A 26,412-nucleotide genomic window follows, 5' to 3' on the forward strand; every position below is an offset into this window, starting at 1 on the left:
TACAATCTTTACAATTTCCCTTTACGGTTTCATCAAGCTGAAACGTCTTAAGCGGCGAATGGGGCTTGTGAAGCGCAAAAGGGAATCAATATCATTGACGCCTTTACATTTTCCAACGGTGCTGCCGCCATGCTGCTTCACATCCCCGGCCTGTTCGACGCCGATGAACTGGCCCGTATCCGCGAGGCGCTGGAGCAGGCCGACTGGGCCGACGGCAAGATCACGGCCGGCTACCAGTCGGCCAAGGCCAAGCACAACCTGCAGCTGCCGGAAGGGCACCCGCTGGCCAAGGAGATCGGCAGTGCGCTGATCGACCGCTTGTGGAAGAACCCACGCTTCATGTCTGCAGCCCTGCCGCACAAGGTGTTCCCGCCGCTGATCAACTGCTACCGCGAAGGTGGCAATTTCGGCTTCCACATCGACAATGCCCTGCGCCAGCCCAAGGGCAGCCCGGAGCGGGTGCGTACCGACCTGTCTTCCACGCTGTTCCTCAGTGATCCGGACAGCTACGACGGCGGTGAGCTGGTGATCCAGGACACCTATGGCGTGCAGCAGGTCAAGCTGGCCGCCGGTGACCTGGTGCTGTACCCCGGCACCAGCCTGCACAAGGTCAACCCGGTGACCCGTGGTCAGCGTTACGCCGCGTTCTTCTGGACCCAGAGCCTGGTGCGCGAGGACAGCCAGCGGGCGTTGCTGTTCGAGATGGACAATGCCATCCAGCAACTGACTGCCGATGTGCCGGACCATCCATCACTGCTGCAGCTGACCGGCACCTACCACAACCTCCTGCGCCGCTGGGCCGAGGTCTGAGCTGTGTCCTATCAGTTGCGGCGTGAGGAAGTGATGGATGTGGCCCGTTTGCGGGCCATGCTGGAGGAAAGCCCAGGCAAGGCCGCCCAGGCGATTCTGGCGGCGGCCGGGCAGGGTGCGGTCGAGGCACAGTTGCTGCTGGGACAGATCCTGCTCGACGGGCGCGGTATTCAGGCGGATGCTGCCGTGGCCCGGCGCTGGTTCGGCATCGCCGCGCAGGGCGGCAGTGCCATGGCGCACAACATGCTGGGGCGTTGCCTGGAGCATGGCTGGGGCGGTGAACCAAGCCTGGCGCAGGCGGCCGTTCACTATGCGCGTGCGGCCGATGCCGGGCTGGACTGGGGGTTGTACAACCTGGGCAACCTGCTGGCCACCGGGCGCGGCGTACCGGCCAACCAGGCGCAGGCGCTGATGTGCTACGAGAAGGCGGCGCACATGGGGCATGCCAAGTCGATGAACCTGTACGGGCGTTACCTGGAGCAAGGCATCGCCACGGCGCCCAACCCGACACGGGCGTTGCGTTGGTATCGGCGTTCGGCCGAAGCGGGGGACTTTCGCGGGATGTTCAGCCTGGGGCTGGTGCTGGTCGAGCGTGGGCAGGTGGCGGAAGCCGGGCCTTGGCTTGAGCGGGCGCGGGGCGAGGGGAACATGAATTTCCTGCGCAGTGCGTTGGTGACCTTGCAGCGCGCGGGGCCGGTGTTGATGGCCTTTGCGGCGCGGTATGCCGAGGAGATCGAACGGCGCGGAGCTTGAGGTCGCCTGTGCTGGCCCTTTCGCGGGTAAACCCGCTCCCATAGGGTCCTCACAGGTTTTGAAACCTGTGGAATACCTGTGGGAGCGGGTTTACCCGCGAAGAGGTCGGAACTGACAGCACACACATGAAAACGGGGCCTTGCGGCCCCGTTCTGCATTACAGGTAGTAAGCCTTCAGCGGCGGGAAGCCGTTGAACTCCACTGCGCTGTAGCTGGTGGTATAGGCACCGGTCGACAGCCAGTACAGGCGGTCGCCGATGGCCAGGTTCAAGGGCAGGCCATACTTGTAGTGCTCGTACATGATGTCGGCGCTGTCGCAGGTAGGGCCGGCGATGACCACTTCTTCGGTCTCGCCTTTCTTCTCGGTCCAGATCGGGAACTTGATGGATTCGTCCATGGTTTCGATCAGGCCAGAGAACTTGCCCACGTCGGTGTAGATCCAGCGCTCGACGGCGGTGCGCGACTTGCGTGCAACCAGGACCACTTCGCTGACCAGGATACCGGCGTTGGCAATCAGCGAACGGCCCGGCTCGAGGATGATTTCCGGCAGGTCGTCACCGAAGTCTTCCTTCAGGAAGCGGATGATCTCTTCGGCGTAGGTTTCCAGGCTGTTGGTGCGGGTGATGTAGTTGGCCGGGAAGCCGCCACCCATGTTGATAAGCTTCAGCTCGATGCCGTCTTCTTCCTTCAGGCGCTCGAAGATCACCTTTACCTTGGCGATGGCAGCATCCCACACGCTGATGTCGCGCTGCTGCGAGCCGACATGGAAGGAAATGCCGTAAGGCACCAGGCCCAGGTCGCGGGCGAGGATCAGCAGGTCCATGGCCATGTCGGTCTGGCAGCCGAACTTGCGCGACAGCGGCCAGTCGGCAGTGGTCGAGCCTTCGGTGAGGATACGCACGTACACCTTCGAACCCGGTGCGGCCTTGGCGATGTTGCGCAGGTCGGCTTCCGAGTCGGTGGCATACAGGCGTACGCCCTTCTCGTAGAAGTAGCGGATGTCCTTGGACTTCTTGATGGTGTTGCCGTAGCTGATACGGTCAGCGCTGACGCCGCGGCCCAGCACCTTGTCCAGTTCGTAGATCGAGGCGATGTCGAAGCTCGAACCTTTCTCTTTGAGCAGGTCGATGATTTCCACGGCCGGGTTGGCCTTGACCGCGTAGTACACCTTGGCGAATTCGAAACCAGCACGCAGGTCGTCGTAGGCCTGGCTGATCATCTGGGTATCGATGAGTACGAACGGGGTTTCCTGCTTGTCGGCGAACGCCTTCATTTTCTGGAAGGTGTCACGCGCGAAATAGTCTTCGACCTGGATCGACATGCTCAGGGACTCCATGGGCAAACTGAAAATTTAAGTGGCTGCAAACTGAACGTCCTCCGTATCCCCACTTTGGTTCGCCTACTCAGTACTTGAGCCGGATGGATCGTTTCCAGCATGGACGTTCGGCGCGCACTTTAGGGCGTGAAGAATGCAGAATCAACAGGCAATCCGGGCGTGATCGACGCGGATCGACGACCTGCCATTTGAATAACCGACCCATGTGACCGGCTGATGTTCCCGGCGAGGTTTCAAGCGTAAAAAATTGTGGAATGGGTGGTGTTGCGGCCGTCGCGGGTAAACCCGCTCCCACAGGGTTTCCCCTATTGCCGCGGCAGCGGGTTTGCCCGCCAAAGGGCCTCAGGTGTTCATATTTATGGCCACATTTTCCTGGCACCGCCGTGCATGAAAAAGACGATAAATTTTTTGTTACCGACTGGCGGAATTGCCGTGTTGGATGAGAAACATTACTATTCGCACCCTTGTCTGCCTCCCTGATGACCCCGACCGTGTCCGGACCCAAAGGCTTCCTCGACCACTACCACGAGCTGATCGGCACCTGGACGCGCAAGTTGCGCAGTCGACAGCAGGCCGAGGACCTCACCCACGATGCCTTTGTCCGGGTACTGGAAAACCCGCGCGAGCAGGTCGAGCAGCCACGCGCCTACCTGCACCAGACCGCACGCAACATTGCCGTGGATGGTTTCCGGCGTGAGGACCGCCGCCAGGCCCTGGAGCTGCAAACCTTCGACGAAGGCGTGGCCGGCAGTGACGACCCCGAAGCCTACGTGCATGCGCTGGAGCTGGCCGACAGTGTCGAGCGGGCGCTGGCCGAACTGCCGCTCAATTGCCGGCAGGTGTTCATCTGGCAGAAGCTCGAAGGCCTGACCCAGGCCGAGATCGCCGAGCGCATGGGGTTGAGCAAGAACATGGTCGAAAAGTATATGATCCGCACGCTCCGGCATCTGCGTGAGCACCTGGATGTGTCGGCATGATGAGTCAGGAGACCTTTTCGATGAAACAGCACGGTACCGATACCGTCCGCGAACAGGCGGCGGCGTGGTTCGCCCGGGTGCAGGATGCGCCGCGCGATGCCGGGCTGCAGGCGCAGCTGCATGCCTGGCTGGAAGGCGATGCACGGCACCGTGATGAGTACCAGCAGCTCGCCCGCCTGTGGCAGGCCGCCGACTTCATCCCGCGCCAGCGCCTTGAAGCGCTGTGTCAGCCGGCCCCGGTACGCCAGTTGCCACGTCGGCGCTTCGCGCGCCAGGCCTTGGCCGCCAGCCTGGCCGCACTGGCGTTGGGCCTGGGCTGGGGCGGCTGGCATTACCAGCAACTAAATCATCAGGGCAGCTTGCAGACCGCCTTCAACGAACGCCGCCAGGTCGAACTGCCGGATGGTTCGCACCTTGAGCTCAATGGGAGCACGCGAGTGCAGGTCGCTTTCAGCGCCGGCCAGCGGCATGTCCGGCTGATGGCGGGTGAAGTGATGTTCACCGTCGCCCATGACAGTGGCAGGCCGTTCGTGGTTGACACCGCGCAGGGTAGCGTGACTGTCACCGGTACCCGTTTCGACGTCCGTCTGGACCCAGCCAGCACCCGTGTGGCGGTGGAGCAGGGCTCGGTGAGTGTGCAGGGCAAGGGCGCCTCGCTGGCGCAGCTCACGGCGGGCCAGGGCTCGCATATAGATGCACAAGGCCAGGTGGCCGCGCCCTATGCGGTGAATACCGGCGCCCTGACTGCCTGGCGCCAAGGCCGGCTGGTGTTCGACAACGCCACCCTGGCCGAGGTGGTGGCCGAAGCTTCGCGCTACCGCAGCCAGCCGCTGCGGGTCGCCCCCGGCAAAGTCGCGCAGTTGCGGCTGTCCAGCACCTTCAGCACCGATGACACCGACGCGCTGCTGCGTGCCCTGCCGAGCATCCTGCCGGTGGCCGTCAAGGCCAACGAAGATGGCTCGCGCGAAATAATCGCGAAATAGATTCAGGTTTTTTTCCGCTCGTTCGTCTTCCCCGCCAGCTGCAACTGCCAAGCATTTCCATTTGCATGCAGTTGGCGTTTATTCCGTACTCCAGGAAGTCTCGACGACGTGAACAACAACAAGCCCTTCCCACGCTTCCGCGCCCTGGCGCTGGCCCTGGCGGTCAGCGCCGTGGCCGTCAACAGCCAGGCCGCAGAGGCCGGCAGCACTATCCAGATTCAAGCCCAACCCTTGGCATCGGCGCTGAACCAACTGGGCCAGCAGACCAACCTGCAGCTGTTCTTCAGCCCCGAGCTGGTGGCCGGCAAGCAGGCCCCGGCGGTTTCCGGCCAGCTGGCGCCCGAGCAGGCGCTGCAGCAGTTGTTGCAAGGCAGCGGCCTGACCTACGAGATGTCCCAGGGCACCGTGGTGGTGAAGCCGGCTCAGGCCGATGGCATCCTCACCACCGGCAGCCTGGAGCTGGCGCCCACCGACATCAAGGTGGTGGGTGACTGGCTGGGAGACGCCCAGCAGAGCGTGGTGCAGAACCACCCCGGCGCGCGCACCGTGGTACGCCGCGAGGCGATGGTGGAGAAGGGCGCAATGAACGTGCGCGACGTGCTGCGCGGCATCCCGGGTGTGCAGGTGCAGGATTCCAACGGCACCGGCGGCAGCGACCTGTCGCTGAACGTGGGTGTTCGCGGCCTCACTTCGCGCCTGTCGCCACGCTCCACGGTGCTGATCGACGGCATCCCGGCCGCCTTCGCGCCCTATGGGCAGCCGCAGTTGTCGATGGCGCCGATTTCCTCGGGCAATCTCGACAGCATCGACGTGGTGCGTGGCGCCGGTTCCGTGCGTTATGGCCCGCAGAACGTCGGTGGGGTGATCAACTTCGTTACCCGGGCGATCCCGGAGAAGGCCTCGGCGGAGCTGTCCACCACCCTGGAAACCTCCCAGCACGGAGGCTGGAAGCATACCGAGTCGGCCTTCGTCGGCGGCACGGCGGACAACGGCATGGGCGTGGCGCTGCTGTACACCGGGGTGAATGGCAACGGCTACCGTGAAAGCAACAACGGCAACGACATCGACGACGTCATCCTCAAGACCCACTGGGCGCCGACCGACGTTGACGAGTTCTGGCTCAACTTCCACTACTACGACGGCCGCGCCGACATGCCTGGCGGTCTGACCCAGGCGCAGTACGACAGCAACCCGTACCAGTCGCTGCGCGACTACGACTACTTCGCCGGTCGGCGCAAGGACGTGTCGTTCAAGTGGCAGCGCCAGCTCGACGACGCCACCCAGTTCGAAGTGCTGACCTACTACACCGACAGCTTCCGCGGCAGCGCCATTGCCTCGCGCGACATGAAGACCCTGTCGTCGTACCCGCGCAACTACCACACCTTCGCCATCGAACCGCGGCTGTCGCGGATCTTCTTCGCCGGCCCGACCACCCAGGAAGTCAGCGTGGGCTACCGCTACCTGAAGGAAGCGATGCGTGAACAGTCGACCCGCCTGGCGCTGATCGACAACGTGCCGACGCCAACCCCGACCTCCGACGGCCATGTATTCCAGGACCGCAGTGGCGGTACCGAGGCGAGTGCCTACTACATCGACGACAAGATCGACGTGGGTAACTGGACCATCACCCCGGGTATCCGTTTCGAGCACATCAACACCGATTGGCGCGACCGCCCGGTGCTCGGTGCCAACGGCCAGCCGGTGCCGGAGAAGAAACGCAGCATCACCAGCAACGAGCCGCTACCGGCCCTGAGCGTGATGTACCACCTCTCCGATGCGTGGAAGTTGTTCGCCAACTACGAGACCTCGTTCGGCAGCCTGCAGTACTTCCAGCTGGGCCAGGGTGGTACTGGCAACAGCACGGCCAATGGCCTGGAGCCGGAAAAGGCCAAGACCTACGAGCTCGGTACCCGCTATGACAATGGTGGCTTTGCCGGTGAGCTGACGGCGTTCTACATCGACTTCGACGACGAACTGCAGTACATCAGCAACGATGTGGGTTGGACCAACCTCGGCGCGACCAAGCACCAGGGTATCGAGGCTTCGGTGCGCTATGACCTGGACGGGCTGGACCCGCGCCTGGAAGGGCTGTCGGTGAGCGGTGGCTACACCTATACCCGCGCTACTTATGAAGGTGACATTCCTGGCTTCAAGGGCCGTGACCTGCCGTTCTATTCACGCCAGGTGGCCACTGCCGGGGTGCGTTACGCAGTCAACCACTGGACCTGGAACCTGGATGCCTACGCCCAATCCAAGCAGCGCGCGCCGGGTACCGGGATCAATGCCGATGGCAGCTTCAACGGCGACTACATCACCGAGCCGAGTGCGGACGGGCAGTACGGCGATATTCCGGGTTACGTGACCTGGCATGCCCGTGGCGGCTATGAGTTCGGGCCCCAGATGTCCAACCTGAAGCTGGCGGCGGGGGTGAAGAACCTGTTCGACAAGCAGTACTTCACCCGTTCCAGTGACAACAATGCCGGCATCTATGTGGGTGAACCGCGCACCTTCTATGTGCAGGCCAGTGTAGGGTTCTGAGCCGAGATCGCCGGGGCCGCTGTGCGGCCCATCGCGACACAAGGCCGCTCCCACAGGTACCGCGTCAAGCCCGAGGCTGATGCTGTACTTGTGGGAGCGGCCTTGTGTCGCGAAAGGGGCGCACAGCGCCCCCAGGGATTAAGAAACCACCGCCTCGGCCGGCGAGACAATGCAGGTCTTTGCTCCGCGCGAACGCCCCGAACTCAGGTAAGCCGCAATCGACTCCTGGGTCACTTCACCCAGGAACACCTGCTCGGCATCCAGCACCGGCAGCCACGCCCGGTTGAACTCGTACATCCGCGACAACAGGATGCGCAAATGTTCATCATGCGACGCCGTGGCATTGAACGGCCGCAGGAAGTCGCCACAAGTCCCTTGCTGGCGATGCATATCACGGCGGCGCACGTAACCCAGCGCCTTGTTCTGTGCATCGGTCACCACCACGTACCGGCGGTCGTGCTCGTCCAGTAGCTCCAGCGCATCGCTCACCGGCGTCTGCGGGCTTACCGACGGCGCATTGTCTGCCGCATCCTCCGCACGCACCAGCAGCAGGCGTTTCAGGGTGCTGTCCTGGCCGACGAAGTTGCTGACAAATTCATCCGCCGGGTGCGCCAGCAAGGTGTCCGGGTGGTCCAGCTGCAACAACTTGCCGGCGCGGAAGATGGCAATCTTGTCGCCCAACTTGATCGCTTCGTCAATGTCGTGGCTGACCATGATCACGGTCTTGTTCAACGCCCGCTGCATCTCGAAGAACTCGTTCTGGATCATCTCGCGGTTGATCGGGTCGACCGCGCCGAACGGCTCGTCCATCAGCAGCACCGGCGCTTCCGCCGCCAAGGCGCGGATCACGCCGATACGCTGCTGCTGGCCGCCGGACAGCTCGCGCGGGTAGCGCTGCAGGTACTGCTTGGGCTCCAGCTTGATCATGTGCATCAGCTCGCGGGCGCGTTCATGGCACTTCTGTTTGTCCCAGCCGAGCAGGCGCGGCACCACGGTGATGTTCTCCTCGATGGTCATGTTGGGGAACAGGCCGATCTGCTGGATGACATAGCCGATGTGCCGGCGCAGGGTGACCTCGTCCAGCCCGGTGGTGTCTTCGCCATTGATGAACACCTGGCCGGAAGTGGGCGTGATCAGGCGGTTGATCATTTTCAAGGTAGTGCTCTTGCCGCAGCCCGAGGGGCCGAGGAACACGCAGATTTCCCCTTCGTTGACGGTGAGGCTTACCGAGTCGACGGCTTTGACGTCCTTGCCGTTGACGTTGAAGGTTTTGCTGAGGTTCTTCAGTTCGATCATGAGCGCAGTCCTTCTGGAGTCAGGGCACGTTGCAGGGTTTGCAGGAGCAGGTCGGCGATGATCGCCAGCAGGCTGACCAGCACGGCGCCGACCAGCAGCATCGACATGTCGCTGCGGCTGATGGAGGTGAGGATGAGTACGCCAAGGCCGCCAGCGCCGATGGTGGCGGCGATGGTCATGACGCCGATGTTCATCACCACGGCGGTGCGCACGCCGGCAAGGATTACCGGCACGGCGATGGGCAGTTCGACCATGCGCAGGCGCTGGCCGAAGGTCATGCCGATGCCGCGTGCGGCTTCACGGATGCCGGGCTCGACGTTGGTCAGGGCCAGGTAGGTGTTGCGCATGATCGGTAACAACGAATACAGGAACACCGCGGTAATCGCCGGTAGCGGTCCGAGGCCCTGGCCGAACCTGGAGTAGAACGGCAGCAGCAGGCCGAACAGGGCGATGGAAGGGATGGTCAGCAGCACGGTGGCGCTGGCCTGCAGCGGGCCGGCAAAGGCCGGGAAGCGGGTCATGAGGATGCCCAGCGGCACCCCGACCAGAATCGCCAGGCCCACGGCGACGCCGACCAGCATGATGTGCTGCCAGGTCAGTTGCAGCACCTGGGCCCAGTCGAGGTGGGCAAACGTGTCGAGCAGGCTCATGGCTGTACCTCGCTAGGCATTGGGTGCTCACGCAGGAAAGCGGCGGCGACCGTGGTCGGGTTCTGGTGTTCGACGTCGACCTTGGCATTGAGCTGGCGCATGGTTTCGTCATCCAGTTGCTCCGCCAGTGGCTTGAGCAGGCTGGCCAGTTTTGGGTTGGCGTCGAGTACCTGTTTGCGCACCACCGGCGCCGCGGTGTAGTCGGGGAAGTAGTGCTTGTCGTCTTCCAGGAGCTTGAGGTTGAACGCGTTCAGGCGACCATCGGTGGTGTACACAAGGCCTGCGAACACCTGGTTGTTGTGCATGGCGGTGTAGACCAGGCCGGCATCCATCTGGCGGATGTTGGCGCGCCCCACTTGCAGGTCGTACATCTGTTTCAGGCCTACCAGGCCGTCCGGGCGGTTGGCGAACTCGGTGTCCAGTGCCACCAGGTGGTTGCGATGGCTTTCGTCGCGCAGTACCTGGTTGAGGTCACTGATCGAATTTATCTGCGGATAAGCCTCGGCGACCTGCTTGGGCAGGCCCAGCGCGTAGGTGTTGCTGAACTTCGACGGGTTCAGCCAGATCAGGTCCTTCTTCGCGTCCAGTGCCTTGACCTTGGCGTAGGTCGCCTCGGCACTGGGCATGCGCTCGTCGATATGGTTGTACGACACCAGCGATACGCCGGTGTATTCCCACATCAGGTCGAGCTGGCCGGTTTCCTGGGCCTGGCGCGCGATATTGCTGCCAAGGCCGGTGGTCACGCGCACGTCATAGCCGTTGGCGCGCAAGTATTGCGCGGTGATTTCGGCGAGCACGGTCTGTTCGGTGAATACCCGCGCGCCGATGCGGATCAGCGGTTTGTCTGCCGCCTGGGCAAATCCTGCGAACAGCACGGCGGCGCCAAGCAGCAAGGCGATTTTCTTGTTCATACGTTCCCTATCCTTATTGGGCCAGGCCACGTTCCAGCCAGCGCTTGCTGGAGAAACTCACCGCCGCGTCCAGCGCCAGCGCCAGCAATGCGGTGCAGGCAGCCCCCAGCAGGAGCTGTGGCTGGTTGTTCAGGGCGATGCCGGGGAAGATCAGGCTGCCCAGGCTGTTGGCGCCAATCAGGAACGCCAGCGGTGCGGTGCCGACGTTCAGCGCCAGGGCCACGCGCACACCGCCAACGATGATCGGCACGGCGTTGGGCAGCTCCACCTGCCACAGTTGCTGGCGCGGGGTCATGCCGATGCCGGTGGCGGCTTCCTTGAGCGAGGTGGGGACGTTTTTCAGGCCCTCGTAGGTGTTGCGCACGATCGGCAGGAGGGAGGCGAGGAACAGCGCGAAGATCGCGGGCCCGGCGCCGATGCCGAGGATACTCAGGGCGATGGCCAGAACGGCCAGGGGAGGGATGGTATTGCCAACGTTGAAGAACTGCATGAAGCGCTCGGCTTTGTCGACCCGGTGCGGTCGACTTAACGCAATGCCGGCGGGGATGCCCACGGCCAGCGCCGCCGCCATCGAAGCCAGCACCAGTACCAGGTGCGCTTGCAGGTAGAACCCAAGATCGTCGCGATAACGCGCGATCGTGTCGATGCCGATCCAGTGGACCAGCAGGGCCAGGATGACGAGCACGGCGGCCCATCCCAACAGCCCTTTTCCGTAGCGTTTAGCCACAGGCGGACTCCTTGTGTTGTCGGCGAGCACACTTCTTGGTTGCCGGCCAGTCCTGGCGGCGGGTGGTGTGTTCGCGAGTAGCAGCGTGACGCACGCCGAAGGCTGCGATCAGGCCATGAGCCGAACCCCGTCGGGCCCGAAAATGCTGATGAAACCAGCTCCCCAACCGAAGCGGGTTGCAGGGGAGTGGACGTCTCCGTGGGCGTAAAGGTTCCCATCTGGGGCGGCATTTGGCCAGTGTTAATCACTGGGTGATCATAAACTGGACGAGAAAAAGCAGCGGGTTGGTGCGCTGTAGGCGTTGAAATAACTGACCTTTGGCCATTTGTCGTGATAAAGCGGGTGGTTGTTGAATTTGTAATGGCAGTGCCGGCCTCTTCGCGGGCACGCCCGCTCCCACAGGGATCTCCACTGCTGTGCAGGCCTGTGCAGTACCTGTGGGAGCGGGCGTGCCCGCGAAAGGGCCGGAACAGGCACCGCCGGTTCATCAAGTTTTGGTCCCGGCCCAACTTCAGGTATGATATCGCCCCTTTTTAATCCCCCAGTCAGGCGATTTCCCATGACCAACCAGGCCGCCGAAGTCGCGAAGCGCCGCACTTTCGCAATCATTTCCCACCCCGACGCCGGTAAGACCACCATCACCGAGAAGCTGCTGCTGATGGGCAAGGCCATTGCCGTCGCCGGTACCGTGAAGTCGCGCAAGTCCGACCGCCACGCCACCTCCGACTGGATGGAAATGGAGAAGCAGCGCGGCATCTCCATCACCACCTCGGTGATGCAGTTCCCGTACCGCGAGCACATGATCAACCTGCTCGACACCCCCGGCCACGAAGACTTCTCGGAAGACACCTACCGCACCCTGACCGCGGTGGACTCGGCGCTGATGGTGCTCGACGGCGGTAAAGGTGTAGAGCCACGTACCATCGCCCTGATGGACGTGTGCCGCCTGCGCGACACGCCGATCGTCAGCTTCATCAACAAACTCGACCGTGACATCCGCGACCCGATCGAGCTGCTGGACGAGATCGAAGCCGTGCTGAAGATCAAGGCCGCGCCGATCACCTGGCCGATCGGTTGCTACCGCGACTTCAAGGGCGTGTACCACCTGACCGGTGACTACATCGTGGTGTACACCCCGGGCCACGGCCACGAGCGCACCGAAGCCAAGATCATCCAGAAGCTGGACTCGGACGAAGCCCGTGCCCACCTGGGCGACCAGTACGACTCGTTCGTCGAACAGCTGGAGCTGGTGCAGGGCGCCTGCCACGAATTCAACCAGGAAGAGTTCATCAACGGCCAGCTGACACCGGTGTTCTTCGGTACCGCGCTGGGCAATTTCGGTGTCGACCATGTGCTTGACGCCGTCGTCGACTGGGCGCCGCGCCCGCTGGGTCGGGTTGCCCACGAGCGCACCGTGGAGCCTGTGGAAGAGAAGTTCACCGGTTTCGTGTTCAAGATCCAGGCAAACATGGACCCGAAACACCGCGACCGCATCGCTTTCATGCGCATCTGCTCGGGCAAGTACGAGAAGGGCATGAAGATGCGCCACGTGCGGATCAACAAGGACCTGCGTATCGGCGATGCGCTGACTTTCTTCTCCTCCGAGCGCGAGCAGCTGGAAGAGGCCTATGCCGGCGACATCATCGGGCTGCACAACCACGGCACCATCCAGATCGGCGACACCTTCACCGAAGGCGAGGCGCTGGGCTTCACCGGTATCCCGCACTTCGCCCCTGAGCTGTTCCGCCGGGTGCGCCTGAAGGACCCGCTGAAATCCAAGCAGCTGCGCCAGGGCCTGCAACAGCTGGCCGAAGAGGGTGCTACCCAGGTGTTCTTCCCTGAGCGCAGCAACGACATCATCCTCGGCGCAGTCGGTGTGCTGCAGTTCGACGTGGTCGCCAGTCGCCTGAAGGAAGAGTACAAGGTCGAGTGCGCCTACGAGCCGATCACCGTATGGTCGGCCCGCTGGATCGGCTGTGACGACAAGAAGAAGCTCGAGGAATTCCAGAACAAGGCCATGGAGAACCTGGCCATCGACGGTGGCGGGCATCTGACCTACCTGGCGCCGACCCGGGTCAACCTGTCGCTGATGGAAGAACGCTGGCCGGACATCAAGTTCCGCGCTACCCGCGAGCACCACTGATTTCGAGAGCTTGCTCCTGATTTTCAGGGCCTGCTCCTGCCCCTTGTGGGAGCGGGTTTACCCGCGAATGCGTCGGTAAACTCAACATCGCATTCGCGGGTGAACCCGCTCCCACAGGGACCGTGTCAAGGTCGAAATCAATTCCCGGCCTTGATACTGGTCCAGATCCGCGTGCGAATACGGTCGATCTTGGCCGGCATCGCCTCCAGCGCATACAGCTTGCCCATCACTTCCTCGCTCGGGTAAATCATCGTGTTGCCCTTCATCGCAGGCTCCACCAGCCCGTCCGCCGCGAGGTTGCCATTGGCGTACTGCACATGGTTGCTGATGTTGGCCATCACCTCCGGCTGCAGCAGGTAGTTCATGTAGGCATACCCGGCCTTTTCATCCGGTGCATCGGCCGGCATGGCGACCATGTCGAACCACATCGGTGCACCTTCTTTGGGTATCGAGTAGCCCACCTTCACCCCGTTCTTCGCCTCCTCGGCACGATTCTTCGCCTGCAGCACATCCCCGGAAAAACCCACCACCACGCAGATATCGCCGTTGGCCAGGTCGCCGGTGTACTTCGATGAATGGAAGTAGCTGATGTAGGGCCGCACCTGCATCAGCAGCGCCTTGGCCTTGTCGTAGTCCGCCGGGTTCTGGCTGTGGTGCGGCAGGCCCAGGTAGTGCAGGGCGATCGGTAACAGCTCGGGGCCGTTGTCCAGCACCGCGACGCCGCAGCTTTTCAGCTTGCTCATGTACTCGGGCTTGAAGATCAGGTCCCAGGAGTCCACCGGGACATTGTCGCCGAGCACCGCCTTGACCTTGTCGATGTTGTAGCCAATGCCGGTGCTGCCCCACAGGTACGGGAAGCCGTATTGGTTACCCGGGTCATTTACCTCCAGTGCCTTGAGCAACACCGGGTTGAGGTTGTGCCAGTTGGGCAGCTGCGACTTGTCCAGCTGCTTCAGGGCCTTGCCCTGGATTTGCCGGGCCATGAAGTGGTTGGACGGGAACACCACGTCGTAGCCGGAGTTGCCGGTCATCAGCTTGCCGTCGAGGGTTTCGTTGCTGTCGTAAACGTCGTAGGTGGGCACGATACCGCTGGCTTGCTGGAAGTTCTTCAGTGTGTCGGGGGCAACGTAGCTGGACCAGTTGTAGATCTTCACCGTTTCGGCGGCGCCGGCCACGCTGGCGGCCAGCATCAGGGGGGCGAGAAGGAGCGTGCGCATGTCGGGGTTACCTTGCTTTGTCTGTTGTTATCGAAGGCAGGCGATCAGCGGATCAGAAAATCAGAACGTAAGTCTTGCGAACGGTCTCCTGGATATCCCAGGTGCCCGTACTGTTGGCCGGTAGCATCAGTGCGTCTCCGGCTTCTATGAACAAGGGCTCTCCACCGTCAGGGGTGAAGGTGCAGCGGCCCTTGGTGAAATGGCAGAACTCCTGCTGCACGATCTGCCGCCGCCAGCGCCCGGGGGTGCACTCCCAGATGCCGGTTTCGACGCCGTCGCTGCGCTCCACGCAGGTGATCGACGCTACCGCCACGGGCTCGCCAAGCGGTACCGCAACGGGGCTGGAGTTATCAAGCACGACGCTGTCGGTGTTCTTGAAATGGGTGATGCTCATGACCGGTAAATCCTGTGTCGGGGAAAGGGAAGTCAGTGCATGAAGCCTTCCATGAAGTCCGCAAGATTGCTGGCAAGGCGCCGCCTCCACGGCGCGCTGGCGGGGTTGGCGAGGGTCCGGTCCTCGTGGACGAAGCTCTGGATGATTGCGTTGTAGCCCAGCCAGCGGCAGGGCTCGGGTGGCCAACTGGCCAGGCTTGAAAGCGGGCGGTTGTCGAGCACCCAGGGTTGCGCGGTCAGTTCGTTGTGCTGGTCGAGGATCAGCGCCGCCAGGGTTCGCCCGCCCAGGTTGGTGGCACCGACGCCTTCGCCGCCGTAGCCGCCGGCCAGGGCGATGCCGCGCTGGCGGTCGCAGAGCATGTGTGGGCGGAAGCGCCGTGCCATGCCCAGGTTGCCGCCCCAGGAGTGGGTGATGCGCACGTGCTTCAGCTGCGGGAACAGTTCGCCGAACAGGTAGCGGCGCAGCTCGATTTCCTGTTCAGTGAGGTTGAAGTTTTCGCGCAGGCGGCCGCCGAAGCGGTAGCCGCCACGGGCGCCGAATACCAGGCGGTTGTCGGCCGTGCGCTGGCCGTAGGTGACCTGGCGGCTGCTCTCGCTGAAGGCCTGGCCCTGCTTCAGGCCGATCTGTTCCCAGGTGGCTTCCGGCAGGGGCTCGGTGGCTACCAGCAGGCTCTGTACCGGCAGCTGATGCTTGCCCAGTGGCGGCAGGCTGACGGCGTAGCCTTCCACGGCGGGTACCAGCCATTGGCAGCGAATGCGCGCCAGCGGGGTGCGCACCTCACCCGGCTGCCAGGCGATGGCTGGGGTGTTCTCGTAGATGGGTACGCCCAGCGCTTCTACCGCCCGGGCCAGACCACGCGCCAGTTTGGCGGGTTGGATGGTCGCGGTGTGCGGGCTGTAGATCGCGCCATAGGCATTGCTGACCCGCAACTGGGCGTCAAGCTGATCGGGGCGCAGCCAGCGGTAGTCGTCCTCGGTCATGCCCTGGCGATAAAGGTTGTCGAGGTAGGTGCGCAGGCTGCGCTCCTGTTCCGGGTAGCGTGCGGCGCAGTACAGCACGCCGCCTTTGCGGTAGTCGCAGTCGATGCCTTCGCGTTGCAGCACGCCATGTACTTCATCGGGGATGGCATGCAGCAAGTCGATGCTGGCGCGGCGCTGCTGCGGCGACAGGGCGGCCAGCAGGCGGTCTTCGCCGAGCAGGTTGCCCATCAGCCACCCGCCGTTGCGCCCCGAGGCGCCATAACCGGCGATGTAGGCGTCGATTACTGCAATGTTCAGCTGCGGCGCCTGGCGCTTGAGGTAGTAGGCGGTCCACAGGCCAGTGTAGCCAGCGCCGATAATGCATACGTCCGCGTCCAGGTCCTCGCGCAGGGCCGGGCGGGCGCACAACGGCTCGTCTAGCTGGTCCATCCACAGGCTGAGCGTGCGCAGGGGTTGCATCGGGTTCGGCTCCACATCCGTCAGGTCTGTGGGCGATCCTAGTGGTGTCTACGGGCGGCTGTCTTACGTGCGTGCACGCAGGGAAATTTGCTTCAGGTATGCCTTGGGCGTAAGCCCGGTGTGCTCGCGGAAACACTTGTAGAACGCCGACAGGGAGTTGAAGCCGGCATTGAAGGCCAGCTCGTCGATCGTGGCCTCGATGCTGTCGTCATCGAGGCTGGCCATCAGGTGCTGCAGGCGGGCCTGGTTGACGTAGCGGTAGAAGCTTTGCCCGAGCACCTGGTTGAGCAGGTAGGAGATCTGGTTGCGGCTGTAGCCGCTGGCGTGTGCCACCTGCTGCAGGTCCAGCTCCGGGTCCAGGTAGGGGCGCTGGCGCTGGAAGTAGTGTTCCAGGTCCTGGGCCATGGTCGACAGTTGACGGGGCGACAGGCCCAGGCGGCTGGTGGCCGGGCGCGGGCCGTTAGTGGCATGGCCACTGCCGTTCCGGCGGACCAGCGTGGCGTATTCGTTGACCCGCCAGATCAGGCCGTCCTTGACGGTAATCGCCTCGCTGGACTGGAACGCAACCAGGCCGTCGCCGCCTTGGACCGTGACCTGGTACTGAATGAATGCTGTGCAGCCGTCCACGCGGATGCGGTCGCTGTGCACGATATCTTCGCCAGCTTCGTGAGGCAGGCAGGCGCGCACGTAGTCACGCAGTTCCTGATAGCCGAGCACGCGGTTCTGGAAGAAGTCGTGGTACTGAATGTCCGGGTGGTAGAGCGCAATGACACCGTCGAGATCGCGGTGCTTCCAGCACAGGTGGTAGCGAAGCACGGTGTCGGCGGTAAGCGGGGTCTGCTCGGGGCCGTCAGGGAGGGTGTGGGCGGTCATGAGCCTGATAGTGCATTGCAGAACACCCAGCTGCAAGGGTGCGGATCCGGCATATTGCACGGTTTTGCCAAGCGGCTTGGGGAGTAAACCGTTGATTCGGTTGAGTATGATTTTTTGACCGGGGTGGCATGGCGCGTGCACCTGTCTGTTCAACATCGAACAAGGAGAAAGGCCATGCGCTCGATACTGCTCTGGATGATTGGGGTGCCGATTCCGGTGATTATTCTGATCTGGTTCTTCATGCATTGAGGATTTTAGGGGCCGCTTTGCGGCCCATCGCGACACAAGGCCGCTCCTACAGGAGATCGCGGTCCCTTGTAGGAGCGGCCTTGTGTCGCGATGGGCTGCAAAGCAGCCCCGGCTATCTAGAGGCTAAAGAAACTGCTCGGCATAGTGGCAAGCCACCTGCCGGGTACTCACCTGCCTGAGCGCTGGCACCTCCTTGGCACACCGCTCGGTCGCATACGGGCAGCGCTTGTGAAACGCACAACCATCCGGCGGGTTCAGCGGGTTGGGCAACTCCCCGGCAATGCGGATCTTCGGCTTCAAAGGGTCTGGGTGAATCGCCGGCGTCGCCGACAGCAGCGCCTGGGTATAAGGGTGCAACGGCCTTTCATAGATATCTTCTTTCGGCCCCATCTCCGCCGGCCGCCCCAGGTACATCACCAGTACCTGATCGGCTACATGCCGCACCACCGCCAGGTTGTGCGAGATGAACACATAGGCAGTGTTGAATTCCTTCTGCAAATCCATGAACAGGTTCAGTACCTGAGCCTGGATCGATACGTCCAGCGCCGAGGTCGGCTCGTCCGCCACCAGCACCTTGGGTTGCAGCATCATTGCCCGGGCCAGGGCGATACGCTGGCGCTGGCCACCGGAGAACATGTGCGGGTAGCGCTGGTAATGCTCGGGGCGCAGGCCGACCTGTTCCATCATCTTCTGCACTTTTTCTCGCCGCTCGGCCTTGCTCAGCGAAGTATTGATCAGCAGCGGCTCGGCCAGCTGGTCACCAATCTTCTGCCGTGGGTTGAGCGAGGCGTAGGGGCTCTGGAACACCATCTGCACGTCGCGGCGCAGTTGTTTGCGCTCGCTCTTGCTGGCGCCTTTCACTTCGGTGCCGGCAATTTGCAGCGAACCGGACGACGGCTCTTCGATCAGGGTCAGCGCGCGGGCCAGGGTCGACTTGCCGCAGCCGGACTCGCCGACCACGGCCAAGGTCTTGCCGGCCTCCAGTTCGAACGACACGCCATTCAGCGCGCGGACCAGGGCGTGGCCCTTGAACAGCCCGCGGGAGACTTCGTAATGCCGGGTCAGCTCCCGGGCGGATAGAACGACGGCCATCACGCCACCTCCTGGTTCAACGGGTAGTAGCAACGCACCAGGCTATGGGCCTGGGGATCGAGGGGCGGGCGCTGGTGCCGGCAGTTGTCCTGCACGTACGGGCAGCGCGGTGACAGCAGGCAACCTACGGGGCGGTCGTAGCGACCGGGGACGATGCCGGGCAGGGTGGCAAGGCGTTCGGCACCGATGCTGTGCTCGGGGATCGCCGCCAGCAACGCTTCGCTGTAAGGGTGGGCGGGCACATCGAACAGCTCCGGCACCTGGCCCACTTCCACGGCCTGGCCGGCATACATCACGCACACCCGCCTGGCAGTTTCGGCGACCACGGCGAGGTCGTGGGTGATCAGGATGAGCGCCATGTTGCGCTCCTTCTGCAGGTTGACCAGCAGCTCCATGATCTGCGCCTGGATGGTCACGTCCAGCGCAGTGGTGGGTTCGTCGGCGATCAGCAGCTTGGGCTCGCCGGCAATCGCCATGGCAATCGCCACGCGCTGGCTCATGCCGCCGGACAGCTGGTGCGGGTAGGCGTCCAGGCGGCTTTCCGCAGCCGGGATCTCGACCTTTTTCAGCAGTTCCAGGGCACGCTGGCGCGCGGCCTTGCCCTTCAGGCCCAGGTGCTGGCGCAGCACTTCCTCGATCTGGTAACCCACGGTGTAGCTGGGGTTGAGCGCGGTCATCGGGTCCTGGAAGACCATGGCGATGTCCTTGCCCACCACCTTGCGTCGCTGGCGACCGCTGAGCTTGAGCATGTCGGTGCCATCGAACGTGAGCGAGTCCGCGGTGATGCGCCCGGGGGCGTCGATCAGGCCCATCAGGGCCATCATGGTCACGGACTTGCCCGAGCCGGATTCGCCGACGATGGCCAGGATCTCGCCGGCTTCCACCGTCAGGTCCAGGCCATCGACCACCGGTACTGCATTGGCGTCGCCGAAGCGCACGTTCAGGTTGTTGATCTGCAACAGTGACATGGCGTTCTCCTCAGGCGGCGTTCTTGAGTTTCGGGTCCAGCGCATCGCGCAGGCCGTCGCCCATCAGGTTGATTGCCAGCACACTGAGCAGAATGGTCAGGCCGGGCAGGCTCACCACCCACCAGGCGCGCTCGATGTAGTCACGGGCCGAAGCCAGCATGGTGCCCCACTCCGGGGTCGGCGGCTGTACACCAAGGCCGAGGAAGCCCAGGGCGGCGGCGTCAAGGATGGCCGAGGAGAAGCTGAGGGTGGCCTGCACGATCAGCGGCGCCATGCAGTTGGGCAGCACGGTGACGAACATCAGCCGTGGCAGCCCTGCACCAGCCAGGCGTGCGGCGGTAACGTAGTCGCGGTTCAGCTCACCCATCACGGCGGCGCGGGTCAGGCGCACGTAGGATGGCAACGACACGATGGCGATGGCGATCACGGTGTTGATCAGGCCTGGCCCGAGGATGGCGACGATGGCCACCGCCAGCAGCAGCGAGGGCAGGGCCAGCATCACGTCCATCAGGCGCATGATCGACGGGCCGAGCAGTTGCGGGAAGAAACCGGCCAGCAGGCCCAGCAGGATGCCAGGGATCAGCGACATCACCACCGACGACAGGCCGATCAGCAGCGACAGCCGCGCGCCCTGGATCAGCCGTGAGAGCAGATCGCGGCCCAGTTCGTCGGTACCGAGAATGAACTGCCAGCTGCCACCTTCGAGCCACACCGGGGGGGTCAGCAGGAATTCGCGATATTGCTCGCTCGGGTCGTGCGGGGCGACCCACGGCGCGAACAGCGCGCAGAACACCACCAGGCACATGAAGGCCAGGCCCATCACCGCGCCTTTGTTGCGGGCGAAGGCTTGCCAGAATTCTTTGTATGGCGAGGGGTAGAGCAGGCTCTGGTCCACCGGGCTGACCGGTGTGACGGATTTCGGAATCGGGCTAGTCATGGCGAAGGCCTCAGCGCTGATGACGGATGCGTGGGTTGGCCAGGCCGTAGAGGATATCCACGACGAAGTTGACCAGGATCACCAGGCAGGCGATCAACAGGATGCCGTTCTGGACCACGGGGTAGTCACGGGCACCGATGGCTTCGATCAGCCACTTGCCGATGCCCGGCCAGGAAAAGATGGTTTCGGTCAGCACCGCACCGGCCAGCAACGTGCCGACCTGCAGGCCGAATACGGTCAGTACCGGGATCAGCGCGTTGCGCAGGCCGTGCACGAACACCACGCGGGCCGGCGACAGGCCTTTGGCGCGGGCGGTGCGGATGTAATCCTCGCGCAGCACTTCGAGCATCGACGAGCGGGTCATGCGGGCAATCACCGCCAGCGGGATGGTGCCAAGCACGATGGCCGGCAAAATCAGGTGCATCACCGCGTCCTTGAACGCACCTTCCTCGTCGCTGAGCAGGGTGTCGATGAGCATGAAGCCGGTCTTCGGCTCGATGTCGTAGAGCAGGTCGATGCGCCCGGAAACCGGGGTCCAGCCCAGGCTTACCGAGAAGAACATGATCAGGATCAGGCCCCACCAGAAGATCGGCATGGAGTAACCGGCCAGGGAAATACCCATCACCCCGTGGTCGAACAGCGATCCGCGCTTGAGCGCAGCGATCACGCCGGCCAGCAGGCCGACGATGCCGGCGAACAACAGGGCGGCGAAGGCCAGTTCGAGGGTGGCCGGGAACAGGGTGAGGAACTCGCTCCACACGCTCTCGCGGGTGCGCAGCGATTCACCGAGGTCACCCTGGGCCAGCTTGCCGACGTAGTCCAGGTACTGGACCGGCAGCGGCTTGTTCAGGCCCAGGCGCTCCATGGCCTGGGCATGCATTTCGGGGTCGACCCTGCGCTCGCCCATCATCACTTCCACCGGGTCGCCGGGGATCAGGCGTATGAGCGCGAAGGTCAGCAAGGTGATACCGAAAAAGGTCGGTATCAGCAGGCCAAGGCGCCGGGCAATAAAGCTCAACATTGTCGGGGTTACCTCATCAGGCCGTGGGGCGATCAGCCCGCTACGGTGGTGCCGCCGGTTCCCGTGTGGGTTGCCGGCGGTCGTTGTTGTTCTACTTCACCTTGGTGGTGGCGAAGTTGTTGTTGGTCAGAGGGTTGATCACGTAGCCCTCCACGTTGTCACGCATGGCGGTGAACATCTTTGGATGGGCCATGCTGATCCAGGGTTGGTCGTCATCGTACACTTTCAATGCCTCGTTATAGAGCCTTGCACGCTCGTCGTTGTCGATCACTTCGCGGGCGCGGCTGATCAACTCCTGGAACTTAGGGTTGCACCAGCGCGCATAGTTCTCGCCGCTTTTGGCGGCATCGCAACTGAGCAGCGGGCTGAGGAAGTTGTCCGGGTCGCCGTTGTCGCCGGCCCAGCCGGTGGACACCAGGTCGGCCTCGCCTTTCTTGGCCCGGCGCAGCATTTCGGCCCACTCCATCACGCGGATGTCCAGCTTCAGGCCGATCTGTTTGAGGTCGGCCTGCAGCATCTCGGCAGACAAACGCGGGTTGGGGTTGGTCGGGCCGCCGCCGTTGCGCGTGAACAGGGTGATTACCGTACCTTCGGGCACGCCCGCCTGCTTGAGCAGATCGCGCGCCTTGGCCAGGTCGCGGGGCGGGTTTCTGTTCTCGTTGTTGTAGCCGATCATGGTCGGCGGGTACGGATTCACGCCGACCAGTGCATTGCCTTTGCCGAACAATTGGTCGACATGGGTCTGGCGGTCGAAGGCCATGTTGATGGCTTTGCGCACGCGAACGTCGCTCAGGTATTTGTGTTCGGTGTTCATCGAGATGTAACCGGTGACCAAGGCCTCGATCTCCTCGACCTTGAGTTTCGGGTCCTGCTTGATCGACGGTACATCATCGGGCTTGGGATAGAGTGCCACCTGGCATTCGTTGGCGCGCAGTTTCTGCAGGCGCACGTTGCTGTCGGTAGCGATAGCGAAGACCAGCGCATCGGCAGGCGGCTTGCCGCGGAAATAGTCCGGGTTGGGCTTGAAGCGAACCTGGGCATCCTTGTTGTAGCGCTGGAAGATGAACGGGCCGGTGCCGATTGGCTTGCTGTTCAACTCGGCAGCCTTGCCGGCCTTGAGCAGCTGGTCGCCGTACTCGGCGGAGTAGATCGAGGTGAAGCCCATGGCCATGTCGCGCAGGAATGGCGCTTCCGGTCGGTTAAGGGTAATCACCACGGTGTGCTCGTCGGCTTTGCTGACCGACTTGAGCAGGTCCTTGAAGCCCATGCTCTCGAAGTACGGGTACCCGACGCTGGTCTTGTCATGCCATGGATGGTTCGGATCGAGCTGGCGATTGAGGCTCCACAGGACGTCATCGGCGTTGAAGTCGCGGGTGGGCTTGAAGTAGTCAGTAGTGTGGAACTTCACGCCCTGGCGCAGGTGGAAGGTGTAGGTCAGACCGTCTGCTGAAATGTCCCAGCGCTCGGCCAAGGCCGGCTGGACTTCGGTGGTACCGGGCTTGAAGTCGACAAGGCGGTTGAATACCGTCTCGGCCGAGGCATCGGCGGTAACCGCAGTGGTGTACTGGACGATGTCGAACCCTTCAGGGCTGGCTTCGGTGCACACCACCAGCGGTTTGGCCGCCAGTTGCGTGGCGCTGCCCAGGACCAGCGCTGCCAGGGCTAGGCGCAGCGGCAGCGATTTCATGAAAGCTTTCTGCATGGGTTGAAACTCCCTGCTTGCATTGATTCCAGCGTAGCCGCCACGGCCCGCAGCGAAGCAGGCCGTGGTGCCGGCGGTCAGAGAATGTTGAATGGAATGGTGGTCACCACCCGGAACTCATCCAGGCTGCCATCGCCCTGGGCCTTGCTGGCGCGGTGCGCGGTGTAGGTAGCACGGATGCTGGTATCCTTCAGCGGCCCGCTCTGTACCGCGTAGCTGGTGCCGAAGCCCCACTCGTAGTGGGTTTCGCCATCCAGGCCGTTCACGTCATAGGCGGTACCGCGGTAATGGGTACCATCGATGCCCCAGCCGCGGGCGTTGTACAGGTTGAACTTCAGGCCCGGCACGCCGTACGGCGCCATGTTCAGCACGTAGGAGATCTGCAGCGATTTCTCGTTGGGGCCGTTGAAGTCCGACAGCAGCGAGTTGGCCAGGTAGATGCCGTTGGTTTCGTGCAGGTAGTCGAAGTACTCGTTGCCGTTGACCTGCTGCCAGGAGGCGCTGAGGGTGTGGGCCTGGTGGGTCAGGCCGAGCGACAGGCTGTAGGTGTCGTTGTCGATCTCGCCCATCTTCTTGCTGCCGGCGTCGACGGTCTTGTAGTAGTTCAGGCCAGTGCTCAGGCTGAGTACTGCACTGTCGCCGAGCACGTGGTTGGCGCCGAAGTAGTACTGGTTCCAGAAGTCGTCGACCTTGGTGGCGTACAGGCTGGTGCTAAGGCTCTTGAACGGCTGGTAGTTGATGCCGGCGGTGCTGGCGCGGTCGGTTTCAACGCCAGTGGCACTGTATTCGCTGCGGAACTTGCTGAGGCTTTGTTCGGTACGCGGCGAGACGCGGTCGAAGGTGCCAAGATCGAAGCTCAGGTTGTCGAATTCGGCACTGTGCAAAAACGCGCCCTGGAAGCTCGAGGGCAGGGCACGGTTGCCGATGTAGGCGATCATCGGCGTGTCCACCGATTGGCGGCCGACGGTGAGGGTGGTGTTGGACACCCGCGCCTTCACGTTGGCCAGGCCCATCTTGCTCCACTGGCCAACCGGGTCGCCGTCGCTGTGGGTCAGGGTGCGGTTGTTGGGGCCGGCGACGTCCTCGCGGTTCTGTTGCAGGGCGATGGCATTGTAGCCGGCGGCTTCGACGGCGAAGCCGACGGTGCCCTGGGTGAAGCCGGAGCTGTAGTTGAGGATGGTGCCCTGCACCCAGTTCTCGCGGCTGTGAGTGTCGTGGCGGGTGCCGTCGCTCTTGTAGTACTTCCACAGCGGGGCGCGTGCGGCGCGCTCGCGGGCATACCAGTTGCGGGTGCTGCCGGACAGGCTCTGGCCATCGACGAAGCCGCTGGCCTGTTCCTGCTCGCTGCTGCCTTTGAGGGTGATGGGCACGTATTCCTGGCTTTGCGGGTCGGCCTGGGCCACGGTGGATAAGGCACTGATGGATAACGCCAGTGCGGTCAAGGTGAATAGTCTCAAGGTTAAAGCTCCCTTTCTGTTCTTCTAGTTATTGCCTGGCCTTGTGGGCCGGGCTTCTTGCTGCGGTGTTGCCAGGTTTGCCCGGGGTCACCGGGCTGAATCGGGGAGTTGTGTTGGCTGTGCCGGCCCTTTCGCGGGTAAACCCGCTCCCACAGGGGCACCACAGGTTTCGGCATGTGCGCCGTACCTGTGGGAGCGGGTTTCCCCGCGAAGAGGCCCATGAGGGATAAAGATCAATCAACACTCACACCGGAAAAAACGTTGCGCCCGAAAGGGCTGACCTTGAATTCGGAAACCTTGATGCTGAGCGGTTGGTTGACCGTGGAGTGCGCCACCGGGGTAATCGGCACCTGTTGCTTGAGCCGCTGCTGGGCCTGTTGGTACAGGGCGGTGCGCTGCGCGCGGTCGGTGACCTGCTTGGCCTGCTTGACCAGGCTGTCGTACTGCGGATCGCACCACTGCGAGTAGTTGTTGCTGCCGATGGCATCGCAGTTGTAGAGGGTGCCCAGCCAGTTGTCCGGGTCGCCGTTGTCTCCGGTCCAGCCGATCAGAGCGATATCGTGCTCGCCGCTTTTCATGCGCTTGAGGTACTCGCCCCATTCGTAGCTGACAATGCGCACCTTGAAGCCGAGCTTGCTCCAGTCGGCCTGGAGCATCTCCGCCATCAGCTTGGCGTTGGGGTTGTACGGGCGCTGCACCGGCATGGCCCACAGGGTGATCTCGGTGCCTGGCTTGACCCCGGCCTGCTGCAGTAGCTGCTTGGCCTTTTCAGGGTCGAAGGGCGCGTCCTTGAGGCTGTCGTCATAGGACCACTGGGTTGGTGGCATGGCGTTGACTGCCAACTGGCCGGAGTCCTGGTACACGGCCTGGATGATCGCCTGCTTGTTCACTGCCATGTCCATCGCCTGGCGCACTTCCAGGCGGTCGAACGGTGGGTGCTGGGTGTTGTAGGCGATGTAGCCGAGGTTGAAGCCAGGTTGCTGCAGCACTTGCAGTTTGTTGTCGGCCTTGAGTGCGGGCAGGTCGGCGGGGCGCGGGTGCAGGGTGACCTGGCATTCGTTGCGGCGCAGCTTCTGGATGCGCACCGAAGGGTCGATGTTGATCGAGAACACCAGGTTGTCGATCTTCACGTCCTGCGGTGACCAATAGGCCTTGTTGCCCTTGTAGCGGATCTGCGAATCCTTCTGATAACGCTGGAAAACGAACGGGCCGGTGCCGATCGGTTGCTGGTTGATGTCGCTGGGGCGACCGCTGGCCATCAGCTGTTCGGCGTATTCGGCAGAGAGGATGGAAGCAAAGCTCATGGCCAGGTTCTGAATGAACGCGGCATCGACGCTGTTCAGGGTGAACACCACGGTCTGTGGATCGGTCTTCTCGACACGGGCGATGTTCTTGTCCAGGCCCATGCTGATGAAATAGGGGAACTCGGTCGGGTAGGCCAGGCGGAATGGGTGGTTCTTGTCGAGCATGCGGTTGAAGGTGAACAGCACATCGTCGGCGTTGAAGTCGCGGCTCGGCTTGAAGGTCTTGTTGCTGTGGAATTTCACCCCTTCGCGCAGATGGAAGGTATAGCGCAGGCCATCCTCGGACACCTCCCAGCGGGTCGCCAGGGCAGGGTGCACGGCAGTGCCCCCGCGTTCGAACTCGACCAGGCGGTTGTAGATCGGTTCGGCTGCATCGTTGTCGGTGGCGCTGGTGTACTGGGCAGTGTCGAAGCCGGCGGGGCTGCCTTCGGAACAGAACACCAGGTTGTTGGCCAGCAGGGCCGGTGATTGGCTGATCAGGCCCAGGGCCAGCAGGGCGGAAACTCGGGTGGTATGGCGCATGGCAAGTCCTTTTACGTCTGTTTGCGCCGCCTCGGGGTACGAATGGCGGCAACAGGTCGCCGACCCCGCTGCGGATGGCGGCGGGACGACATGAAGAGGTGGCAAGGTTGGCG

At 63.0% G+C, this 26,412-nt stretch carries 22 protein-coding genes; 6 read left to right on the forward strand and 16 right to left on the reverse strand.

Annotated elements, in window-relative coordinates; translation table 11 throughout:
- Nucleotides 1-129 precede the first annotated feature (129 nt).
- Together V3314_RS08285 and V3314_RS08290 are read left to right on the forward strand one after the other, a co-directional pair.
- A complete protein-coding gene (locus V3314_RS08285; RefSeq protein WP_046615801.1) occupies nt 130-810 on the forward strand; it encodes a Fe2+-dependent dioxygenase in 681 nt (226 codons plus the stop codon).
- 3 nt (nt 811-813) lie between these two features.
- Nucleotides 814-1,563: a tetratricopeptide repeat protein gene (locus tag V3314_RS08290; protein WP_046615800.1), complete on the forward strand. Its 750-nt coding sequence runs from the start codon at nt 814-816 to the stop codon at nt 1,561-1,563.
- Between the two features lie 157 nt (nt 1,564-1,720).
- Here the strand turns inward: V3314_RS08290 and V3314_RS08295 are convergent, their stop codons facing one another.
- A complete protein-coding gene (locus V3314_RS08295) occupies nt 1,721-2,884 on the reverse strand; it encodes a type III PLP-dependent enzyme (RefSeq protein WP_015269027.1) in 1,164 nt (387 codons plus the stop codon).
- Nucleotides 2,885-3,378: 494 nt separating this feature from the next.
- On the opposite strand from V3314_RS08295, the gene V3314_RS08300 reads away from it, so the two are divergent.
- From V3314_RS08300 to V3314_RS08310, 3 genes are all read left to right on the forward strand, one after another.
- Complete coding sequence (locus V3314_RS08300; protein ID WP_046615799.1) at nt 3,379-3,876, forward strand: sigma-70 family RNA polymerase sigma factor; 498 nt, start codon at nt 3,379-3,381, stop codon at nt 3,874-3,876.
- Between the two features lie 20 nt (nt 3,877-3,896).
- Nucleotides 3,897-4,859 carry a FecR family protein gene (locus tag V3314_RS08305; protein WP_338460129.1) on the forward strand — a complete coding sequence of 321 codons (963 nt, stop codon included), beginning with the start codon at nt 3,897-3,899 and terminating at the stop codon, nt 4,857-4,859.
- 108 nt (nt 4,860-4,967) lie between these two features.
- Nucleotides 4,968-7,397, forward strand: a complete 2,430-nt coding sequence (locus tag V3314_RS08310; RefSeq protein ID WP_046615797.1) for a TonB-dependent siderophore receptor — start codon at nt 4,968-4,970, stop codon at nt 7,395-7,397.
- A 138-nt stretch (nt 7,398-7,535) separates the two neighbouring features.
- On the opposite strand, the gene V3314_RS08315 is transcribed toward V3314_RS08310, so the two are convergent.
- Genes V3314_RS08315 through V3314_RS08330 form a run of 4 tightly spaced genes read right to left on the reverse strand, consistent with a single transcriptional unit; the run spans nt 7,536 to nt 10,981 of the window.
- Complete coding sequence (locus V3314_RS08315) at nt 7,536-8,693, reverse strand: ABC transporter ATP-binding protein (RefSeq protein ID WP_085600644.1); 1,158 nt, start codon at nt 8,691-8,693, stop codon at nt 7,536-7,538.
- Nucleotides 8,690-9,343: an ABC transporter permease gene (locus tag V3314_RS08320; RefSeq protein ID WP_046615795.1), complete on the reverse strand. Its 654-nt coding sequence runs from the start codon at nt 9,341-9,343 to the stop codon at nt 8,690-8,692. Before V3314_RS08320 ends, V3314_RS08315 begins: the two co-directional genes overlap by 4 nt.
- Nucleotides 9,340-10,254 (reverse strand): glycine betaine ABC transporter substrate-binding protein, encoded by a 915-nt coding sequence (locus tag V3314_RS08325; RefSeq protein WP_338460130.1) that lies wholly within the window; start codon nt 10,252-10,254, stop codon nt 9,340-9,342. Before V3314_RS08325 ends, V3314_RS08320 begins: the two co-directional genes overlap by 4 nt.
- A gap of 13 nt (nt 10,255-10,267) precedes the next feature.
- Complete coding sequence (locus V3314_RS08330) at nt 10,268-10,981, reverse strand: ABC transporter permease (RefSeq protein ID WP_046615793.1); 714 nt, start codon at nt 10,979-10,981, stop codon at nt 10,268-10,270.
- A 559-nt stretch (nt 10,982-11,540) separates the two neighbouring features.
- On the opposite strand from V3314_RS08330, the gene V3314_RS08335 reads away from it, so the two are divergent.
- Nucleotides 11,541-13,124 carry a peptide chain release factor 3 gene (locus V3314_RS08335; protein ID WP_003257876.1) on the forward strand — a complete coding sequence of 528 codons (1,584 nt, stop codon included), beginning with the start codon at nt 11,541-11,543 and terminating at the stop codon, nt 13,122-13,124.
- Nucleotides 13,125-13,261: 137 nt separating this feature from the next.
- On the opposite strand, the gene V3314_RS08340 is transcribed toward V3314_RS08335, so the two are convergent.
- From V3314_RS08340 to V3314_RS08390, 11 genes are all read right to left on the reverse strand, one after another.
- On the reverse strand, nt 13,262-14,341 hold the full coding sequence (locus V3314_RS08340; protein ID WP_046615792.1) for a polyamine ABC transporter substrate-binding protein: 1,080 nt from the start codon (nt 14,339-14,341) through the stop codon (nt 13,262-13,264).
- Nucleotides 14,342-14,393: 52 nt separating this feature from the next.
- Nucleotides 14,394-14,735 carry a cupin domain-containing protein gene (locus V3314_RS08345; protein WP_046615791.1) on the reverse strand — a complete coding sequence of 114 codons (342 nt, stop codon included), beginning with the start codon at nt 14,733-14,735 and terminating at the stop codon, nt 14,394-14,396.
- A 32-nt stretch (nt 14,736-14,767) separates the two neighbouring features.
- The gene (locus V3314_RS08350) at nt 14,768-16,174 is read right to left on the reverse strand and encodes an FAD-binding oxidoreductase (protein WP_338460131.1); all 1,407 of its coding nucleotides are present in this window, start codon (nt 16,172-16,174) and stop codon (nt 14,768-14,770) included.
- Nucleotides 16,175-16,237: 63 nt separating this feature from the next.
- Nucleotides 16,238-17,047 carry a nuclear transport factor 2 family protein gene (locus tag V3314_RS08355; RefSeq protein ID WP_046615789.1) on the reverse strand — a complete coding sequence of 270 codons (810 nt, stop codon included), beginning with the start codon at nt 17,045-17,047 and terminating at the stop codon, nt 16,238-16,240.
- A 372-nt stretch (nt 17,048-17,419) separates the two neighbouring features.
- Nucleotides 17,420-18,388 (reverse strand): peptide ABC transporter ATP-binding protein, encoded by a 969-nt coding sequence (locus V3314_RS08360; RefSeq protein WP_024086321.1) that lies wholly within the window; start codon nt 18,386-18,388, stop codon nt 17,420-17,422.
- A complete protein-coding gene (locus V3314_RS08365) occupies nt 18,388-19,356 on the reverse strand; it encodes an ABC transporter ATP-binding protein (protein WP_046615788.1) in 969 nt (322 codons plus the stop codon). Before V3314_RS08365 ends, V3314_RS08360 begins: the two co-directional genes overlap by 1 nt.
- A gap of 10 nt (nt 19,357-19,366) precedes the next feature.
- Nucleotides 19,367-20,293: an ABC transporter permease subunit gene (locus V3314_RS08370; RefSeq protein WP_025337799.1), complete on the reverse strand. Its 927-nt coding sequence runs from the start codon at nt 20,291-20,293 to the stop codon at nt 19,367-19,369.
- A 10-nt stretch (nt 20,294-20,303) separates the two neighbouring features.
- On the reverse strand, nt 20,304-21,314 hold the full coding sequence (locus V3314_RS08375; protein WP_012316108.1) for an ABC transporter permease subunit: 1,011 nt from the start codon (nt 21,312-21,314) through the stop codon (nt 20,304-20,306).
- A gap of 91 nt (nt 21,315-21,405) precedes the next feature.
- Nucleotides 21,406-23,016 carry an ABC transporter substrate-binding protein gene (locus V3314_RS08380; protein WP_172827466.1) on the reverse strand — a complete coding sequence of 537 codons (1,611 nt, stop codon included), beginning with the start codon at nt 23,014-23,016 and terminating at the stop codon, nt 21,406-21,408.
- A 77-nt stretch (nt 23,017-23,093) separates the two neighbouring features.
- Nucleotides 23,094-24,473 carry an OprD family porin gene (locus tag V3314_RS08385; protein WP_338460132.1) on the reverse strand — a complete coding sequence of 460 codons (1,380 nt, stop codon included), beginning with the start codon at nt 24,471-24,473 and terminating at the stop codon, nt 23,094-23,096.
- A gap of 233 nt (nt 24,474-24,706) precedes the next feature.
- Entirely contained in the window at nt 24,707-26,299 is a 1,593-nt protein-coding gene (locus V3314_RS08390; RefSeq protein ID WP_196188535.1) for an ABC transporter substrate-binding protein, read from the reverse strand.
- Nucleotides 26,300-26,412: the final 113 nt, after the last annotated feature.

Origin of the sequence: Pseudomonas sp. TE3-3-F2023, assembly GCF_036784815.1 — a bacterium.
Classification (GTDB): domain Bacteria; phylum Pseudomonadota; class Gammaproteobacteria; order Pseudomonadales; family Pseudomonadaceae; genus Aquipseudomonas; species Aquipseudomonas pudica.

Excerpts from the sequence above, each read along its gene's own strand:
- V3314_RS08360 (WP_024086321.1), bottom strand. The coding sequence starts at position 18,388 with ATGGCCGTCGTTCTATCCGCCCGGGAGCTGACCCGGCATTACGAAGTC.
- V3314_RS08300 (WP_046615799.1), top strand. The coding sequence starts at position 3,379 with ATGACCCCGACCGTGTCCGGACCCAAAGGCTTCCTCGACCACTACCAC.
- V3314_RS08320 (WP_046615795.1), bottom strand. The coding sequence starts at position 9,343 with ATGAGCCTGCTCGACACGTTTGCCCACCTCGACTGGGCCCAGGTGCTG.
- V3314_RS08305 (WP_338460129.1), top strand. The coding sequence starts at position 3,897 with ATGAAACAGCACGGTACCGATACCGTCCGCGAACAGGCGGCGGCGTGG.
- V3314_RS08325 (WP_338460130.1), bottom strand. The coding sequence starts at position 10,254 with ATGAACAAGAAAATCGCCTTGCTGCTTGGCGCCGCCGTGCTGTTCGCA.
- V3314_RS08370 (WP_025337799.1), bottom strand. The coding sequence starts at position 20,293 with ATGACTAGCCCGATTCCGAAATCCGTCACACCGGTCAGCCCGGTGGAC.
- V3314_RS08335 (WP_003257876.1), top strand. The coding sequence starts at position 11,541 with ATGACCAACCAGGCCGCCGAAGTCGCGAAGCGCCGCACTTTCGCAATC.
- V3314_RS08350 (WP_338460131.1), bottom strand. The coding sequence starts at position 16,174 with ATGCAACCCCTGCGCACGCTCAGCCTGTGGATGGACCAGCTAGACGAG.
- V3314_RS08355 (WP_046615789.1), bottom strand. The coding sequence starts at position 17,047 with ATGACCGCCCACACCCTCCCTGACGGCCCCGAGCAGACCCCGCTTACC.
- V3314_RS08380 (WP_172827466.1), bottom strand. The coding sequence starts at position 23,016 with ATGCAGAAAGCTTTCATGAAATCGCTGCCGCTGCGCCTAGCCCTGGCA.
- V3314_RS08365 (WP_046615788.1), bottom strand. The coding sequence starts at position 19,356 with ATGTCACTGTTGCAGATCAACAACCTGAACGTGCGCTTCGGCGACGCC.
- V3314_RS08340 (WP_046615792.1), bottom strand. The coding sequence starts at position 14,341 with ATGCGCACGCTCCTTCTCGCCCCCCTGATGCTGGCCGCCAGCGTGGCC.
- V3314_RS08295 (WP_015269027.1), bottom strand. The coding sequence starts at position 2,884 with ATGTCGATCCAGGTCGAAGACTATTTCGCGCGTGACACCTTCCAGAAA.
- V3314_RS08375 (WP_012316108.1), bottom strand. The coding sequence starts at position 21,314 with ATGTTGAGCTTTATTGCCCGGCGCCTTGGCCTGCTGATACCGACCTTT.
- V3314_RS08345 (WP_046615791.1), bottom strand. The coding sequence starts at position 14,735 with ATGAGCATCACCCATTTCAAGAACACCGACAGCGTCGTGCTTGATAAC.
- V3314_RS08390 (WP_196188535.1), bottom strand. The coding sequence starts at position 26,299 with ATGCGCCATACCACCCGAGTTTCCGCCCTGCTGGCCCTGGGCCTGATC.
- V3314_RS08315 (WP_085600644.1), bottom strand. The coding sequence starts at position 8,693 with ATGATCGAACTGAAGAACCTCAGCAAAACCTTCAACGTCAACGGCAAG.
- V3314_RS08285 (WP_046615801.1), top strand. The coding sequence starts at position 130 with ATGCTGCTTCACATCCCCGGCCTGTTCGACGCCGATGAACTGGCCCGT.